Here is a 16,801-nt window from a genome sequence, read left to right on the forward strand (position 1 = left end):
CGCCTTGAATAAAACGGAAATGCGATGAATCATCCAGCCAACCCGCATGATACAGCCCAATTCGCCGCACGCGGCGCGGAAGGCCTGCCCGGCCTGTTAGGTTTTACCGTCCTGAGCCAAGCAGACAAACAGTTGACCGCACAAATGGCGATCAAACCCGAATTCATGGCACCCAATGGCTATTTACATGCGGGAACCGTGGTCGCCTTCGCAGATACGGCGGCAGGCTATGCAACCCAGCTACATTTACCGCCTCAAGCCCGTGGCTTCACCACCGTTGAGCTGAAGACTAATTTTTTAAGCACCGCCAACAGCGGGAAGCTCGTGGCACGCGCTCAGGCCATGCATCTGGGGCGAACAACCCAAGTCTGGGATGTTGTTGTCAGCCATGAAGAAACCGGTAAGACGCTGGCACTCTTTCGCTGCACACAAACCCTCTTGTACTGACCCAGTCTTAGCCTGCTCGACACTGATTTCGCATTACATCCCGAACTGTCTATAACAAATCGCCCAACATCACTGCGGCGCGTGTTTCTCCTCTCATACAGATTAGCCGACTTGCCCAAGCAAGAAGGGTGGGCTTGACATACATCAACCCGATTCCTTCTCACCTCAATTATGGTGTTGCTGTATTCGTGGCTCATGGAGAGGTGAAATGCAAAATCAAACAGCTGTTGCCAATACCTACAACTATCAGGTTGTGAGGCAATTCGCGGTAATGACCGTCGTTTGGGGGATCGTTGGCATGCTAGTGGGGGTCATTATCGCCGCCCAACTCGCCTGGCCAGCCTTAAATTTTGATATTCCGTGGTTAACTTATAGCCGCTTGCGACCCTTACACACCAATGCAGTGATTTTTGCTTTTGGTGGCTCGGCCTTATTTGCGACCTCCTATTACGCGGTTCAGCGGACCTGTCACACCCGCTTATTTAGTGACAAACTGGCGGCATTCACGTTTTGGGGCTGGACTCTCGTGATTTTGCTCGCGGCGATTTCACTGCCACTGGGGATCACCTCGGGCAAAGAATATGCCGAGCTCGAATGGCCGATTGACTTACTGATCGCTGTCGTTTGGGTTGCCTATGCCATTAATTTCTTTGGCACCATCATCCAGCGCAAAACACCGCATATCTATGTTGCAAACTGGTTTTTTGGTGCCTTTATTATTACTGTTGCGGTTCTGCACATCGTCAATAGTGCGGCTATGCCCGTCAGCCTGCTGAAGTCTTATTCAGCTTACGCAGGGGTGCAAGATGCCATGGTGCAATGGTGGTACGGCCATAATGCAGTCGGCTTTTTCCTGACGGCAGGCTTCTTGGGCATGATGTATTACTTCATCCCCAAGCAAGCGAATCGCCCCGTCTATTCCTATCGCCTCTCGATCATTCACTTCTGGGCCTTGATTTTTACCTACATGTGGGCCGGCCCGCACCACTTGCACTACACCGCCTTACCCGACTGGGCACAGTCACTAGGCATGTTGTTTTCGCTGATTCTCTTGGCCCCGAGCTGGGGCGGCATGATCAACGGGATTATGACGCTCTCGGGAGCTTGGCATAAATTACGGTCAGACCCGATTCTCAAATTTTTGATTGTGTCACTGTCTTTCTATGGCATGTCCACTTTCGAAGGACCGATGATGTCGATCAAAACAGTGAACGCCCTCTCTCATTACACCGACTGGACAGTTGGCCATGTTCACTCAGGGGCGCTAGGTTGGGTTGGGCTGGTTTCCATGGGCTCCATTTACTACTTACTGCCCCGAGTTTTCGGCCGTGACAGCATGTATTCCACCAAGTTGATCGAAGTTCATTTCTGGGTTGCAACCCTGGGAATCGTGCTCTACATCGCTTCCATGTGGATCGCTGGCGTCATGCAGGGCTTGATGTGGCGTGCCACCAACCCGGATGGCAGCTTGACCTACACCTTTGTTGAAAGTGTGAAAGCAACCTATCCCTACTATGTCCTACGTTTAGGAGGCGGCCTGCTGTATCTGCTCGGCATGGTCATCATGGCCTACAACACTTTCAAAACGGTTGCCGCTGGGCGGGCTTACAACGCCCCGATTCCAGCCGCTCAAATTCATGCTGTTGCGCATGCGTAATGGGAGAATAATGATGAGTCAAAACGCAAGCAAACACGAAGTTATTGAAAAAAATGTAGGGTGGATGATCCTACTGATTGTGCTGTTAATCAGTGTCGGGGGCTTGGTCGAAATTGTGCCGCTGTTTTTCCAGAAATCGACGACCGAGCCTGTCCAAGGATTACAACCCTATACCGCACTACAACTGGCAGGCCGCGATATTTATATCCGCGAAGGTTGCTACAACTGCCATTCACAAATGATTCGACCATTCCGGGCTGAAACAGAGCGCTATGGTCACTACTCCGTCGCTGGCGAGTTTGTTTATGATCGCCCCTTCCAGTGGGGCTCGAAACGGACCGGGCCTGATCTCGCGCGTGTGGGCGGACGTTACTCCGATGAGTGGCACCGCATTCACCTCAACAACCCCCGTGATCTGGTGCCTGAATCCAATATGCCAGGCTACCCTTGGTTAGCAAAAAACACCCTTGACCCACAGGGCATCGCGCCAAAAATGAAGGCCTTACGCAAATTAGGCCACCCCTACAGCGACCAACAAATTGCAGAAGCCCCGGCTGCTGTACAAGGTAAAACAGAAATGGAGGCGCTGGTTGCCTACCTGCAAGTGCTCGGCACCAGCATCAAAACCAGTCGCTAATGGGTTGAAAGCGAGGATAAACATGGATATCAATACCCTACGCATTGCAGTGACCGTACTCAGTTTCTTTACCTTTCTCGGGATTATCTGGTGGGCACTGGCAAAAAAACACCAAGCCCGCTTTGAGCGCGCCGCTTATGCCGTTTTAGAAGATGAAACGCCCGCCGCTAGCTGGGCGACCGAACAAAATCTGAAAGGAACCCATCATGGCTGATTTCACCCACTCACTTTGGGGGACCTACATCACCATCGTTACGATTATCAGTATTCTTGGTTGTCTTTGGCTCTTACTCGCCCTGCGCAGCAAGAAACAAGACCCAAATCAGCCCGTCAAAACAATGGGGCATGTGTGGGATGAAACCCTAGAAGAATATGACCACCCGCTACCGCGCTGGTGGCTCTGGTTATTCATTATTACCCTGGTCTTTGCAGCCGTTTATTTGTATCTTTACCCAGGTTTAGGCACGCACAGCGGCGCCTATGCTTGGAGCTCAGCAGGGCAGTATGAAGCTGAAATGAAAAAAATGGATGCCAAAGTCGCGCCTCTATTTGCAAAATATTTACAGCAAGAAATTCAGCAAGTCGCGGCGGACCCTGCTGCCCGGGCCATGGGCGAGAAATTATTTCTCAACTATTGCGCTCAATGTCACGGCTCGGATGCACAGGGCTCCAAAGGTTTTCCTAATTTAACGGATAAAGATTGGTTGTATGGCGGTGATCCTGCCACCATTAAGCTAACCATTCTCAATGGCCGACAAGGCATGATGCCCCCGATGGCAGCAGCAGTCGGGGGAGAAGACGATGTGCGTAATGTTGCTAACTACGTACTGAGTTTGTCGGGGTCAGCCCATGACTCCATCAAGGCAGGTTTCGGTAAAGAAAAATTTGCAGCCTGCGCGGCCTGTCATGGTGCCGATGGCAAAGGCAACCCTGCGCTTGGCGCCCCTAATCTGAGTGACAAAACGTGGCTCTATGGTGGCTCAATTGACACCATTATGGAGACCATCAATAAGGGCCGGAGTAACGCCATGCCTGCCTTTAAAGAAAGGCTAGGCGAAGCCAAAATACAAGTGCTAGCCGCCTATGTATGGAGTTTATCTAACCAAGAGAGTAAGCCCGCTCAGTAACGATCAATGGGCACCGTTGCCAGAGCCCGATGCACCGAATCCCACCGCAGATGTCTCATGCGGTGGGCACAGAGATAAATCTTGAAAGCCGAAAGTAATGCCATGCCTGCTGATGATCTCTCCCCTGCCGCTGGTCTCGACATAGACCGTCAACAGGCAGAAGCAACCGAGTCTCAAGCAGCCGCATCCCACCATCCTCACACCACGATACCGCTCGCCCAAGTAGCGGCAGATCTAAAAGAAAAGACGGTCGCACAACGACAGCGCCTGCAAAATGAGCGCCCCACCAAAGCCCCGTCAGATCGCGATACAGACCTGGATTTGTATGAAGTGCGGAAAAAAATTTATCCCCGCGCCGTAGAAGGCTGGTTTGCAACCTGGCGCTGGAGTCTGGTTTGGTTAACCCAACTTCTCTATTACGGAACCCCTTGGCTGCAATGGAATGGCCGGCAAGCGGTCTTGTTTGATTTAGCCGAGCGTAAATTCTATATTTTTGGGTTGATTTTATGGCCACAAGATTTTATCTACCTCACGATTCTGCTCATCCTCTCCGCCTTTGGCTTATTTTTATTTACAGCTGTGGCCGGCAGACTTTTTTGTGGCTATGCCTGCCCCCAAACCGTATATGCGGAAATCTTTCTCTGGATAGAACGCAAAATAGAAGGTGAAAGAGGCGCACGCCAAAAACTAGATGAAGCCCCATTTTCAGCGCACAAATTCAGAATAAAGGCTACCAAATTTAGCGTGTGGGGGTTGATTGCGTTATGGACTGGCTTCACGTTTGTGAGCTACTTCACCCCCATGCAAGAGCTCTTGCGCGAAGCCCATAGCAGCAATGGCAATTTACGGTTTGGGGGCTGGGAATCTTTCTGGATGCTCTTTTATGCTGGCTTTACCTTTTTACAAGCCGGTTTCATGCGCGAGCAAGTGTGCAAATATATGTGCCCCTACGCACGCTTCCAAAGCGCCATGTTCGACAAGGACACCATGGTGATCACTTATGATCAAGGCCGTGGTGAGCCGCGTGGGGCTAGAAATAAAAAAGCCGATCCAGCGACACTCGGACTCGGTAGCTGTGTGGATTGTGGCATCTGCGTTCAAGTTTGCCCAACAGGGATTGATATTCGCCAAGGATTGCAATACGAATGCATTGGCTGTGCGGCCTGTATTGATGCTTGCGATCAAGTGATGGACAAGATGCACTATCCACGAGGGCTGATCCGTTACTCCACTGAAAACGGGATCAAACATAAATGGGATAAGTCGCAGATGCTGCGCCGGATTTTACGCCCCCGCATTCTCATCTATAGCGGTATCTTGCTCATCATCCTAGGCCTCACCCTAAGCAGTTTGCTGCTGCGTGATCCGTTTAAAGTCGATATCATCCGCGACCGTGGCAGCCTCGGGCGGGAAGTCGCAGACGGCTATATCGAAAATGTTTACCGCGTGCAGATTATGAATACCGACGAGCAACCGTATCAGTTTCAATTCACACCGCATGGATTGGACCACATTGAGATCGTCGGCGAGCCGCAGTTCACGCTCGCGGCAACCGAAACCCGTATGATTGCTATCAAACTGCGTGTGCCGCCACATACTGGCAAACCAGGTGCGAATCCCATTCAACTCGATATTGAGCGAATCCCGCTGAATGACGCCGCTACACTAACCCACGCTGTTGTTCACGAAAAAGCCGTTTTTCATATTCCGCGCTAATAACCCATTATGACTGGACTGACGATGAATATTCCCTCCGCTTCAAGCCCGGCCCCCGCCCTACCCTGGTATCGGCATCGTTGGCCGTGGTTTCTCATGCTTGGCCCAGGGCTGGTCGTGATTGCAGGCTTAATCACCGCTTATATTGCTTGGCATGGCCAAGATGGCCTAGTCGTTGACGATTATTACAAAGAAGGAAAAGCAATCAACCAAAATCTCGCCCGTGATACGCAGGCAAAGGCGTGGGGACTCACCGCAACACTGCAACTGCAACCCACGACAAACGATGCCCCGCGCCGGTTCACCGTTACGCTACAAACAAAAGCACCGCCCCTTGCAGAAAACAAACCAGCCTACACGCCACCACAAGGCTTGCGCCTGCGGCTGATTCATCCCACCCAAGCCAAGCAAGATCAGCTAATCGCTCTGCAGTATCAAACCCATACCGGCGAATGGCTCGGCACCTTGCCGACGCTTGGTGAGCAACATCAAACAACGCGCTGGATTATTCTTCTTGAAGACACAGAATTTCGCTGGCGACTGCAAGGGCACTGGCTGCTTAGCGCTGACCAGCCTACTCCCAGCTTAATGTTGGGTACGCCCTAAAATCTTTCCGGCAGCCTGCGCCAGGAGCACGCCATGTTGACATTTCTGATTCGCAAAATACTTTACCGGGGCATGGTGATTTTGTGGCCCTCGTTTCTCATGGCGGCCGCAGCGACAGGCCTCTTTTTTTCAGCGATCGATCCGCACGATCTCATTCTCTATGGTGCCTACGTACCCGATAACCGCATGGCCGCCTATACAGTAGGATTCCTGTTGATCTGGACATTTACCGCGATTGCCAGCATGCTGACCTACTACCTACACAGCGAGAAACAAGAAGAAGCTTACACTAGGCGATTTACGCGTTGATTGCGATGTTTTTTGTAGTGTGTATCTAGTATCGGGAAGATTGGAGCTGACGGAAAGATCATAGCAAAGGCTATTTTTGAGCTACACTTATTTTTTATTTAGTTAGTTATTTAATTGCTTGTGCACTGTCTTCCTCGGTTGCAATTATCTCGATACAACCTCAGTTATCAAGATCTGCAGAGTAGAAGCTTTCAGTTATGCTTAGGCACTAATCAACTAATTATTAATGCCCCCGTTTCTTATTGCGCCCTTTAGGGTTCAGCCAGCCACTGGCACTCAACAAGGAAATCTTGAATGCGAAGACTCACTAGCCTTTTAATTACTTTAATTTTTGTCCTTTCCGGCTGCGCCGGGACCACGGCAGCCGTTAAGTCGGAGTATAGACTTGCCCAGGGTGAAAAAGTTACATTCAAAGTGACAGCGCCAGAGAATCTTACTGAAGAAGCACGTGGAATCTTTATCTCTCGTCTTACTGAAAAACTTACATCCAGTGGCTTGCTCACTTCTGATGCGGATGCAAATGCCCGTGAGATTGATATCCAAATCATGTACTACAGAATGCGCCATGGCGCAACTCGCGCGATGCTTGGCGTGATAGCTGGTTCAGATAACATGCACAGTGTTGTCAAAGTAAAAAACAAATCCACTGGTGAAGTCCTCTCTGAATACACTATCGACTCAAACAATGCGACTGCAATGGGGACTTCCCGAGGCATGATTCGAGACCATGCGGATAAAATCATCGAGACCTTAATTGCTCCGAAAAAATAAACATCAAAATAGGGTTTATAAGAGTATCGAAGCGGCGGCCTGAGTGAATTCTCGTTAAAAATAGTGTGTTGAAAATACAATCATGGTAGAAAAATTGACCATCATCGTCATGATTCAACATAAATTACGCTACAACTAGGTGCCGTATCGCTACCTACACAACGAGAAACAAGAAGAAGCCTACACCAAGCGATTTATGCGTTAATTAAGACATTTATTAAGAAAAGATAGCTCTTGCAATACCTGACACCGCACTGATATCGCTCTCTCTTTATGAGCTCGAACGAATGACTATTTGTCCATAACCATAATCTATACAACCGTATTTTTTATCCAAAATGATGTCCGGTGGAAAATCAAACTCTTCTTCGAGTTGGTTAAAGTTTATCGGGAAACGAACCACCGCAACCAAGCCCGTTGGGTTACTCGCCCATCTATAACTTGTAGCCAGTTGGTTACCTTGTGCCAGTAAATAATCTAGTACTGGATCAAGTATTGCATGCCCGGGCATGCCCCGACTTAGTGTTATTTGCACTGTTTTCTTTGGCATTATGCATTCCTATGCGTTCAAGTATTACGTAGTCATCCGTGAGGCTATCCATTTTTACTGAGTTTGTATAAGTGATTGAATGGCCTTCAAAATCCTATTAAATCACTAACCTCTTTTATATCCTTGTACATGCTCAACTTCGCTATTCCCCCCCCGTCCCCTATTTACCCCGCGATTTATTGTTCGTCCCAGATTTATTAGTGGTACGTCCCCATTTATTCGAAAACAAACCAGCCTACACGCCACCACAAGGCTTGCGCCTGCGGCTGATTCATCCCACCCAAGCCAAGCAAGATCAGCTAATCGCTCTGCAGTATCAAACCCATACTGGCGAATGGCTCGGCACCCTGCCGACGCTTGGTGAGCAACATCAAACAACGCGCTGGATTATTCTTCTTGAAGACACAGAATTTCGCTGGCGACTGCAAGGGCACTGGCTGCTTAGCGCTGACCAGCCTACCCCCAGCTTAATGTTGGGGACACCCTAAAATCTTTCCGGCAGCCTGCGCCAGGAGCACGCCATGTTGACATTTCTGATTCGCAAAATACTTTACCGAGGCATGGTGATTTTGTGGCCCTCGTTTCTCATGGCGGCCGCAGCGACAGGCCTCTTTTTTTCAGCGATCGATCCGCACGATCTCATTCTCTATGGTGCCTACGTACCCGATAGCCGCATGGCCGCCTATACAGTAGGATTCCTGTTGATCTGGACATTTACCGCGATTGCCAGCATGCTGACCTACTATCTACACAGCGAGAAACAAGAAGAAGCTTACACCAGGCGATTTATACGTTGATTGAAGTATTTTAGTTTGTATCCAAGACACAGCTGTAATGAACAATATTCATTACTTGTGAAGCCAATTCTTCAAATCAAGAATATCTAGAATCCACTCAGATACATCTTCAGAAAATTCTTCATTGCTTTTTCGCGGCAGGATCAAACTTTCTAGGTACCCTCTGCTTTGAATTTTTGAGTGATCGATTTTTCTACAGAAATGCTCTTGAAAATAGACCACGCTATTATCTCGGTATACCGCCCAATACACTACTCCAGAACTATCTGCTGGACTCTGAATGTCGGTAATTAAACCAACTTTCATATGTGTTCCTGACACTAAATTATTAATTGCATCAAGCCATTGCGCAATATATTGATCTGTATTCCAAAATGTCAAAGTGAGTGGGGTAATCTCTGTGTGATCATTCAGTGTCGTGGAGCAAAATATTTTTGAGTTACGTTCTATACATGCAATATCGAACATTTCATTTCCCAATTTTGTTTAAACTGAATCATAGGTTCCAAGCCTGTTTCCTGAGCATCAAATATTTTCCAAACTCCCCTATTGTGTCCATCTGCATCAGGTGTAATGTATGTTTTATCATCCGTGTATACTTTTTGACCACGCGGATTACAGTATAGGGTTTACTAAACTGGATACGACAAATCGCCGTTAAACCACTTCAATCAATCTTCCTTCGGGGGTGATCAGGCCTAAGCGTATCGGTTTTTGCAGTGGGTTACGCCAAGGTTCGCGGGATAGCACGGCAGCGAAAGAGGCTCGATAGTGTTGCAGTTGGGCTTGATAGTCAGCCAAGTTAGCCGCGCTAACCGCCCACTTGTAGTCCAAGATCCAATAAGCGTCGTGTAGCTCCACCAAACGGTCTAGGCGTTTCAGTTCGCCATGCTCATTTAGGAGCGAAAGCTCGGTTTCAATCCGCAGCGCCGCATCACTAAAAAATGGGGCTAATGTTGGCGCAGAAATCACTTGCTTTACCGCTTGGCGCACTTGTTGGCGAAGCCCATGGGGTAAGGCATAGCGCGGTAAGATGGTGGTTAAGATCGCCTCAGCGTGGTGGTGAGTACGTATCCGCTGTAAGACACCGTGCCATGCAGTGCCCAACTGCTGTGCGGCTGATTCCGCAACGGATATTTTTTCATTGTCGTGCGAGGGCTGTGTGTGTTGCGGGGTGGTGATGTAAGCGAGGGGATCGCACCTATCGGCAATCGCTGGTGGGCAGAAATCATCATAGTCGCGCGCGCTATGCTTCAAGCCAGCGGCAAGGCCCGCAGTTGAAGCAGACTGTAAAGCCAGATTTAGGGTATCGAGAGACTGGCTATGGGGTTGAATCTGCTGATACCAGCTCGCTTCCCCGCTATTTTTTTTGCTGGGAACGCCTGTCACCACCACCAGTTGCTGAGCGCGGGTGAGTGCCACATAAAGTAGATTCTGCGCTTCCCGTTGCGCCAGGGCCTGCTCAGTTTGCCAGAGTGCCTCGCGCCGCTTACCGAGGCCCTGCGCACCGGTTATAAATGACACTTGCCGCGGGGCATTTAACGCTGGGGGCCAATCAAATAGCAAACCGGGTCGCCCTTCTTTGGGCTGATAGGTCGCATCAGCTAAACACACCAAGGGGGCTTCCAAGCCTTTCGCCGCGTGTACGGTGAGTAATCGTACAACGGCATGCTCGGTGCCGATCAGGCTCGCTTCGTCTGGCGATTCTTGCTGGCTCAGCTCACGCAGCAAGCTGATTTCCTGCAAAAAACGGCTCACACTGCTGTAGCGCCCCCCATCTAAATTCAATGCAAGGGCAAGAAACTCGCGTAAGTTAGCCTGCACTTGGGCGACCCTTACTGCGGGCACGCAAGCAGTGTAGCGCGCCAGTAATGCTGCTTGGTGATAAATTCGATCGAGCAAATCATGCACAGGGAGTCGCCCGGCGTGTTCCAACCAATCTTGCAATTGCGCCCGAATCCTCTGCCAGACTGGCTGAGACAGGGTGCTGGCCAGTTGCATCAACGCCTGCCACCAGTGCTGGCGCTGAGCTTGTACCGCCATCGCCAGATGATTCAACCCATTTTCTGTGCTGCCATAGGCCTCTGTCAATACTGGCGCAAAAAAGGGAGCGGCTAGGATTTGGGCGAGTGCCAAGTTGTCATGGGGCTCGCTTAAAAAACGCAGTAAGGCACACAAGTCCTGCACTTCTGGCGTTTCCAGCAACCCCCCTCGACGATCACTGACATACGGGATGCCTGCCGCTTGCAAGGCCTGTTCGTAGGCAGCCATATGTGTTCGGGTGCGTACTAAAATCATGACATCGCCATAGTTCGCAGGCCGTCGCTCCCCCAGTGCGGTTGTCACGGTGAGGGTTGGTAATAAACCTTGAATCAAGCTTGCCAGCGCAGTGGCTTCTTGCACTCGGCGCTCATCGGGTACGTCAGTCGCTGGTAGTAAAAGTGGGTTACGAAACTGCGGTAATGTCGTTGAAGCAACGGGCTCAATCACCGCCTCGGCGAGGCCTGGCGGTGCTGGCTCACTGTCAGCAAGGGGATAACAATAGACGCCCGAAAGCATAGCAGTGGTGCTGTCTGTGCCCTCTGGCTGAGGTAAGTTTTGTTGCTGGGCTTGGGTTGTTTGGGGCGCGAAATCTTGTGGCCGCATGGCCTCTGGCAAGGCCAGAAACAGGCTATTCACAGTCTCAATAATTGCCGTTGCATTGCGCCAAGTGTGGTTGGTACGCAGGGCTTGCGCCTGAAAATACTGCTGTAACCAGGCACCGGCACTGGCAAACAAACGTGAATCAGCGCGGCGAAAGCGATAAATCGATTGTTTTGGATCACCCACAATAAAAACACTGGGGCGCTCACCGTCGCGCCCATAACCGGCTAACCAGCTTTGAATAATGCCCCACTGGAACGGATTGGTATCCTGAAACTCATCAAATAACAAATGCTGGTAGCGCGCATCCAGGCGCATTTGCATGTAGGCAGCATAGCGATCGTCTTGCAATAATTCGCGTGTGTGCCACTCAATATCCGTAAAGTCGAGCACTTGCCGCGCTGCCTTGCGCTGCTGGTAGGCTTCTAACCAAGCCAGCGCACAGGGCCATGCCGCCTGGTTCAGGCGGCATGCTTGCCAGTCTTCGTAGTTAGCTTCTAGCGCGTGATAATGCGCAGCCAGGCTTTCCAGGGCTTGCACATAACTGGCCTGCCGCGCACCGATTAATCCCAGTTGTTTTTGATTGATCAGATTTTTTTGAATTTGCCCTTTTTGCGTCAACACGGCGGCAAAGAAATGGCGGTAAGCGCCGAGCACGCTCACTTCAGGCAGCCCTGCGGGGGTTATCGTAGCCAGACAATCTTGGCACCGCTGCAGTAAGTCGCGCACGCTGCCATTCAGCTCAGGGTGCGCTGGCACACTCTCAATAATCGCCTGGCAGGCCGCTTGTAGGGGTGGCTGTTGCCAGTCCAGGCGCGGGTCTTGGTTGGGCATATCGGCCCAAATCGCTAGGGCGGCCTCAATCGGCTCCCGCCCCTGCGCTTCCTGAGCAGCGGCAAAAGCCCACCACTCTGCCCGCTGGTGAAAGAGTGACGCCAGCAAGTCACGCGGCTGCGTCACAAACTGTAGTAGCGTGAGGTAATGCGCTTGCAAACTAAGGTCACGATTGGCGTGTGCAAGAAAATCATGCCAGGCCTCTTCTTGCAGGCGCTCTGTCTGCTCCAACAAGCCCGCCTGTGGCTGTGGCCAGCGTGGCCGACCCCATTGATTGACGCTTGCGCGGCCCGCTTGACGTGGCAAGTCAGGCGGCTCAAGCCGCCAGGGGGCGCGGCGTAAGACTTCCCAAAACCAACCATGAAATGTTTGAACTTTCAGGCTGGGTTGGGCTTGTAAAACCAGGTCATAGAGGGTTCTGGCCCGTGTCAACAAGGCGTGTGCCTGGGCTGGTTGTAAGCCACGTTGCTCTAGCAACGTGAGTGCCTGGGCTGCGGGCGCGCCAGCTAGCTGTTCTAGCAGTGTGAGCAACCGCGCTTGCATTTCTTGTGCCGCTTTGCGGGTAAAGGTAATCGCTAAGATACTGCTGGGTTCCGCCCCTGCCAGCAGTAAGCGCAACATCCGGCCCACCAGGAGCCAAGTTTTACCGCTGCCAGCACACGCCTCAACGGTCACGCTCTGCGCAGGATCTAGGGCGACGCTAACGAACGTGGCATGGGATACCGGCTCTTGATTCAAGGTGTAGGCACTCATGGCGCGCTCCAATCGCGTCGGCGACATAGGCCGCTTACCTCACAATACTCACAGACCGCCGGAATCCCGTGCGCGGGTAACGCCGCCCCAGCTTGCAATTGTGTCCAGACCGTTGCCAGACGCTTCTCCTCTGCAGCGAGCAAGGCTGCAAATTCCGTGGCGGGGTCCTCCTCTGCGGTTGAGTAGGCATACAAGCGTAATCCCGCCGTGGTTTCCGATTGCGTCGGGTTGTGCGCCGCGCCCGTCCGTGCGGTAACTGGTGGCGGAGTGATTTGCGCTGCGGTAGGTTTTTTACTGGGTAAGCTTGCCGGTAAATACGCCGCCCACAGCCGTGCCTCGGCCCCCTCGGCGGCGAGTTTCTGAGCTAGCAACAATCCATAGAATAAGAGCTGTACATCCTCTCCGGGCTGGGCGGCTTTTTCACGCAGGCGCTCGCCTCGCTGCGTTTTGTAATCTAAAACACGCCATTCCTTGGCGACAGGGTTTGCATCAATACGATCCAACCGTCCATATAAACGCAGTGTCTGCCCATTCCCCAGGTCCAAATGTCGCTCTGCCTGCTGCTCACTGGCCTGCCAGCGCCAGCCAGTTGTATATGCTGCACTCCACCAATCTAGAAAATAAGGCAACCACTGGCCAAAACGATGCGCCCAAATAAAGGCATCGGCGAAATGCTTGGCCCACTCGTTAAATAACGTCGCCGCCACCTTAGGGATGAGCTTTGCGAGTGCGGGGGCATCTACCCGTCCGCTTTGAGCCGCTTGTTGATGGGCCTGTTCGAGAATCTGATGCACTTGCGCACCATAATCACGAGGGCTGGCGAGTGGCGCTATGTCTGCTCGCTCAGCCAGCCGCCAGACCGATTGTGCCCAATATCGATAAGGGCAAGCAACCAGTTTTTCCCAAGCCTGGGCACTAACTTGCTGCGGTAAAAGTGCCGCTTGCATGGGAATGGCGGCCCCCATTCGCGGCGTGCTCACTTGCGACAACAATTCGGGAACATACGCCCGCACCAGCGGGGGCAGCAAAGCGCCCTCCCCCGTAACTTGCCCTGCTGTGGGCGGGGCGGCCGCCACCAGACGACAAAACAAATCCAGGCGGGCCAAGGGGGCAGCCAGCGCCAAGGGTTCACCCCGCTCTTGCGCACGCCAAGTACAGCATAGCGGGCGCTGGCTGGCAAAGAGCGCGCACAATGCTGAGTCGACAGACGCTTGACGAAGCGCGCGGGTGGGTAGGCCAAGCTCACGGCGCACTTGCTCGCCAAAGAAAAAGAGTTCTTGATTCCCTGCTTGTAGCACCGTGGCACCGCCCCCCAAAATGACCAGCGCATCACAGGGGCGCAAGCGTGCGCCCGCCAGAGAGACAAAAGTAATGTCAATCGTCGCGGGTAGAGTGGCATCACTCATTAGGGGCTGAGGTTGCGGTGGAATGAAGGGATGCGTTTCCAAAAAGTGGTCAAGCCAGGCGCGAAACTCGGCCACGCTCAGCGGCAGATCCTCGCGAGTTGGTTGAGCTTGAGAATAGCCAATCTCCTCATCCCAATACACTTTTTGTAGCGCTTGCCATAGCTGTAGGCCCGCGGCGTCTCTTAGCCAGTTGGCCGTAACCCCAAGGCACTCAAGGGCTGCAAACAGCGCTTGCAAATGCGCGCTGAGGGTTGCCCGCGTCGGATGCTTAGCGGCGGTGTCGGCCAGCATCTTAAATGCTGTTTGGGCATGGAGCGGCAATCCAGTGTGTGTTGATAGCGCCGCTGATAACGCCTGCCACCCCTGGCGCGTCTGCGTTTGACGCCAGCACGCGTCGGCTTGCTGGATCAGTTCTGCCCGCTCATCAGCACCCAGCAATCCCATAAAGGGAGATTTCAAGAAATCGAGCACCGTGGTCCAAGGCGCTTCTTGAGTTAGCGCCTCTAGCCAGCGCATCAGAATGGTTGCGGCAGCTGTCGTGGAGAGTTTCCAGCCGGTTTCGTCGCGAATCACCAGCCCCTTGCGGGTAAGCAACGCTTGCGTCCGACGGGCGACCACAACGTCTTGCGCGACGACCAATAACTGACGCGGGACAGGCTCAGTTTCGGCCAACCAACGTTCCTGCATCGCGCAGATGTAGCGGGTGGCGGTGAGCGCTTCTTCTTCCAAACTCTGGCAGGCAACAATTTGCCACGGCAAAGGGGGAAACGCTGGTTGGGTCATGCGGGTGGCAAACGCCTGCGCACGCACTAGCGCAGGCTCGACCGCGCTAGACCCCGGCGTTGACCACTCACCCTGATACCATTCTGGCCATGCGAGGGAGAGTAATGTCGACCACGGCTCGGCACTGGGCGCGGCGGCGGCAGGCGCAGGTAACCACAGGCGGACCGCATGTTGCTCGCTCACTAACGAGAGCCAGGCTGCCAACACCGGTGGCAGTGGCTCTAACGCCATGACCCATAAGGCCTGACACTGCCAATTAGCAAGCTGCTGAGTAACGCCAACCAGCCGCGCCAACTGCACCGCTACAGGGCTGCGCTGATCATGCAAAGCTTGCCAGACCGTGAGCAGTAAGCGACTTTCGAGGGTCAGCAGCGTAGCGCGAGGACCAAAATGTTGCTGCAAGAAGTGCTCTAATTGCGCGGGCTGCAGTAACGGGTTTGCGGTTGCTGGCAAGTAAAGACTAAGCTCATCACATAGGCTCAAGAGCTGCCGGGCGATCCGCCATAAATTCGTTTGCGTCGTTGATGCCGCGTCTTCTTGGGACTGCGCCCCCATCATTTTTTGCAACAGCGGCTGCGCCCGCAACACGGTGTAGACGGTTAATAGCCGTGCGTCTTCGCTGATTGGCGCGGGGGCCGTGGCGGCACCAATATCTTCTGCGAGCGTTTCAAGCGTGAAACAGCGCGGGGGAATAATTGGCCCTAAAGCCTGCCGCAAAAGCCGCTGGAAAAGGTGAATATGGGCATGGCTGGGCAGCACTAACCAAAGCGCGCTCCAGTCCGCCACCGGGCTGGGCTGCTGTTGCGCCGCCCAGGTACGAACCGCCTGCAGCAAAAGCGGCCAGCAGTCAGCAGTGGGAAAATAAGATTCTTTAACGAGGGGCATACGCTTACAACGCTAGATTTTCTCTCATGATTAGAAACCACCAAGCCAGGACATGAGGCAAGAAGGTACAGGATGGTAGCCAAGATTCTGGCGCTATTGCCAACATTGTGGTTTTAAGACTGCAGCCGCAATTTAGCAGCACCAAACCCCGTTTCGGGCCGACTTGACCGAGCCTGCGGGCGAATAAAGCGTAAACTCGCCTTGAAAAGCACGAATATCACCCCACGTATTGCCTGTGAAGGCAGAGTGCAGAGTCCGCAAATCCGTTTTATACTCCTTCTGTTATTTTATTATTGATCGTTGAGGAGCCGCCATGAGCGACAAAATCAAATATATTTCCGATGCCAGTTTTGATGACGATGTGCTCAAAGCGGACCAAGCAGTGCTAGTGGACTACTGGGCTGAATGGTGTGGTCCTTGCAAAATGATTGCCCCTATTCTGGACGAAATCGCCAATGATTACGCTGGCAAGTTGGTTGTCGCGAAAATGAACGTTGACGAAAATCAGGAAGTGCCCGCGAAATTTGGCATCCGTGGGATTCCGACCCTGATGTTGTTCAAAAATGGCGCGGTGGTCGCGACCAAAGTTGGGGCCATGTCAAAATCACAGCTAACGGCATTTTTAGACAGCCACCTGTGATACCAGTGCAGCCCTAATGCCTAAACCGTGGCGTTAGGGCAATAGCTACCGATCAGGAATCCTCTCTCTGCCCCTCACAAAGCCCGAAAATAAGGTAAACTTGTGGTTGAAGTTGTTTTGGCAACCGCGGAGGTTGCTAACAGCACGATGCAAGTAGTTCGTTTCTGGTCAACGTCGCATCCTTGCGCATCTGACCCCATTCCAACACTTTCTTAATTAACCAAACTGGTTTTGCCCAAG

Annotated in this window: 16 protein-coding genes and 1 pseudogene; 12 read left to right on the top strand and 5 right to left on the bottom strand. The window is 52.4% G+C overall.

The window, feature by feature from the left end; genetic code table 11:
• Positions 1 to 24 precede the first annotated feature (24 nt).
• The 9 genes from DU000_RS04280 to DU000_RS04320 all read left to right on the top strand — a co-directional run bounded on the left by DU000_RS04280 (position 25) and on the right by DU000_RS04320 (position 7,270).
• Entirely contained in the window at positions 25 to 447 is a 423-nt protein-coding gene (locus DU000_RS04280) for a PaaI family thioesterase (RefSeq protein ID WP_114402152.1), read from the top strand.
• Between the two features lie 208 nt (positions 448 to 655).
• Positions 656 to 2,104, top strand: a complete 1,449-nt coding sequence (gene ccoN / locus DU000_RS04285; protein WP_114402153.1) for a cytochrome-c oxidase, cbb3-type subunit I — start codon at positions 656 to 658, stop codon at positions 2,102 to 2,104.
• Between the two features lie 13 nt (positions 2,105 to 2,117).
• Entirely contained in the window at positions 2,118 to 2,741 is a 624-nt protein-coding gene (gene ccoO, locus DU000_RS04290; protein ID WP_114402154.1) for a cytochrome-c oxidase, cbb3-type subunit II, read from the top strand.
• A gap of 22 nt (positions 2,742 to 2,763) precedes the next feature.
• Positions 2,764 to 2,955, top strand: coding sequence for a cbb3-type cytochrome oxidase subunit 3 (locus tag DU000_RS13100; protein ID WP_114402155.1), 192 nt, complete (start codon positions 2,764 to 2,766; stop codon positions 2,953 to 2,955).
• The gene (ccoP, locus tag DU000_RS04300) at positions 2,948 to 3,868 is read left to right on the top strand and encodes a cytochrome-c oxidase, cbb3-type subunit III (RefSeq protein ID WP_114402156.1); all 921 of its coding nucleotides are present in this window, start codon (positions 2,948 to 2,950) and stop codon (positions 3,866 to 3,868) included. The genes DU000_RS13100 and ccoP overlap by 8 nt, the downstream gene beginning before the upstream one ends.
• Positions 3,869 to 3,970: 102 nt before the next feature.
• A complete protein-coding gene (gene ccoG, locus DU000_RS04305; RefSeq protein ID WP_114402751.1) occupies positions 3,971 to 5,584 on the top strand; it encodes a cytochrome c oxidase accessory protein CcoG in 1,614 nt (537 codons plus the stop codon).
• A gap of 24 nt (positions 5,585 to 5,608) precedes the next feature.
• Positions 5,609 to 6,190: a FixH family protein gene (locus DU000_RS04310; RefSeq protein ID WP_158529628.1), complete on the top strand. Its 582-nt coding sequence runs from the start codon at positions 5,609 to 5,611 to the stop codon at positions 6,188 to 6,190.
• A 33-nt stretch (positions 6,191 to 6,223) separates the two neighbouring features.
• Positions 6,224 to 6,499, top strand: a complete 276-nt coding sequence (locus DU000_RS04315) for a hypothetical protein (protein ID WP_240001798.1) — start codon at positions 6,224 to 6,226, stop codon at positions 6,497 to 6,499.
• Between the two features lie 294 nt (positions 6,500 to 6,793).
• Complete coding sequence (locus DU000_RS04320) at positions 6,794 to 7,270, top strand: DUF4410 domain-containing protein (protein WP_114402158.1); 477 nt, start codon at positions 6,794 to 6,796, stop codon at positions 7,268 to 7,270.
• A gap of 271 nt (positions 7,271 to 7,541) precedes the next feature.
• Here DU000_RS04320 and DU000_RS04325 read toward each other — a convergent pair whose 3' ends face one another.
• Positions 7,542 to 7,820 carry a hypothetical protein gene (locus tag DU000_RS04325; protein WP_114402159.1) on the bottom strand — a complete coding sequence of 93 codons (279 nt, stop codon included), beginning with the start codon at positions 7,818 to 7,820 and terminating at the stop codon, positions 7,542 to 7,544.
• 200 nt (positions 7,821 to 8,020) lie between these two features.
• Here DU000_RS04325 and DU000_RS04330 point away from each other — a divergent pair, with 200 nt between their 5' ends.
• Both DU000_RS04330 and DU000_RS04335 read left to right on the top strand, forming a co-directional pair.
• Entirely contained in the window at positions 8,021 to 8,308 is a 288-nt protein-coding gene (locus DU000_RS04330) for a FixH family protein (RefSeq protein ID WP_158529629.1), read from the top strand.
• 33 nt (positions 8,309 to 8,341) lie between these two features.
• Entirely contained in the window at positions 8,342 to 8,617 is a 276-nt protein-coding gene (locus DU000_RS04335; protein ID WP_240001799.1) for a hypothetical protein, read from the top strand.
• 51 nt (positions 8,618 to 8,668) lie between these two features.
• Here the strand turns inward: DU000_RS04335 and DU000_RS04340 are convergent, their stop codons facing one another.
• From DU000_RS04340 to DU000_RS04355, 4 genes and pseudogenes are all read right to left on the bottom strand, one after another.
• Positions 8,669 to 9,085: a hypothetical protein gene (locus tag DU000_RS04340; protein WP_114402161.1), complete on the bottom strand. Its 417-nt coding sequence runs from the start codon at positions 9,083 to 9,085 to the stop codon at positions 8,669 to 8,671.
• Positions 9,064 to 9,216: pseudogene (locus DU000_RS13140) on the bottom strand (hypothetical protein); the annotation flags it as partial. The gene DU000_RS04340 and the pseudogene DU000_RS13140, both read right to left, overlap by 22 nt.
• Before the next feature lie 58 nt (positions 9,217 to 9,274).
• Positions 9,275 to 12,874: a UvrD-helicase domain-containing protein gene (locus DU000_RS04350; RefSeq protein WP_114402162.1), complete on the bottom strand. Its 3,600-nt coding sequence runs from the start codon at positions 12,872 to 12,874 to the stop codon at positions 9,275 to 9,277.
• A complete protein-coding gene (locus tag DU000_RS04355) occupies positions 12,844 to 15,921 on the bottom strand; it encodes a PD-(D/E)XK nuclease family protein (RefSeq protein WP_114402163.1) in 3,078 nt (1,025 codons plus the stop codon). The genes DU000_RS04350 and DU000_RS04355 overlap by 31 nt, the downstream gene beginning before the upstream one ends.
• Before the next feature lie 313 nt (positions 15,922 to 16,234).
• Between DU000_RS04355 and trxA the strand changes: the two genes are divergently transcribed.
• On the top strand, positions 16,235 to 16,561 hold the full coding sequence (gene trxA / locus DU000_RS04360) for a thioredoxin TrxA (protein ID WP_114402164.1): 327 nt from the start codon (positions 16,235 to 16,237) through the stop codon (positions 16,559 to 16,561).
• Positions 16,562 to 16,801: the final 240 nt, after the last annotated feature.

The sequence above is a fragment of the Parvibium lacunae genome, from assembly GCF_003335215.1.
Taxonomy (GTDB): Bacteria; Pseudomonadota; Gammaproteobacteria; order Burkholderiales; family Burkholderiaceae_D; genus Parvibium; species Parvibium lacunae.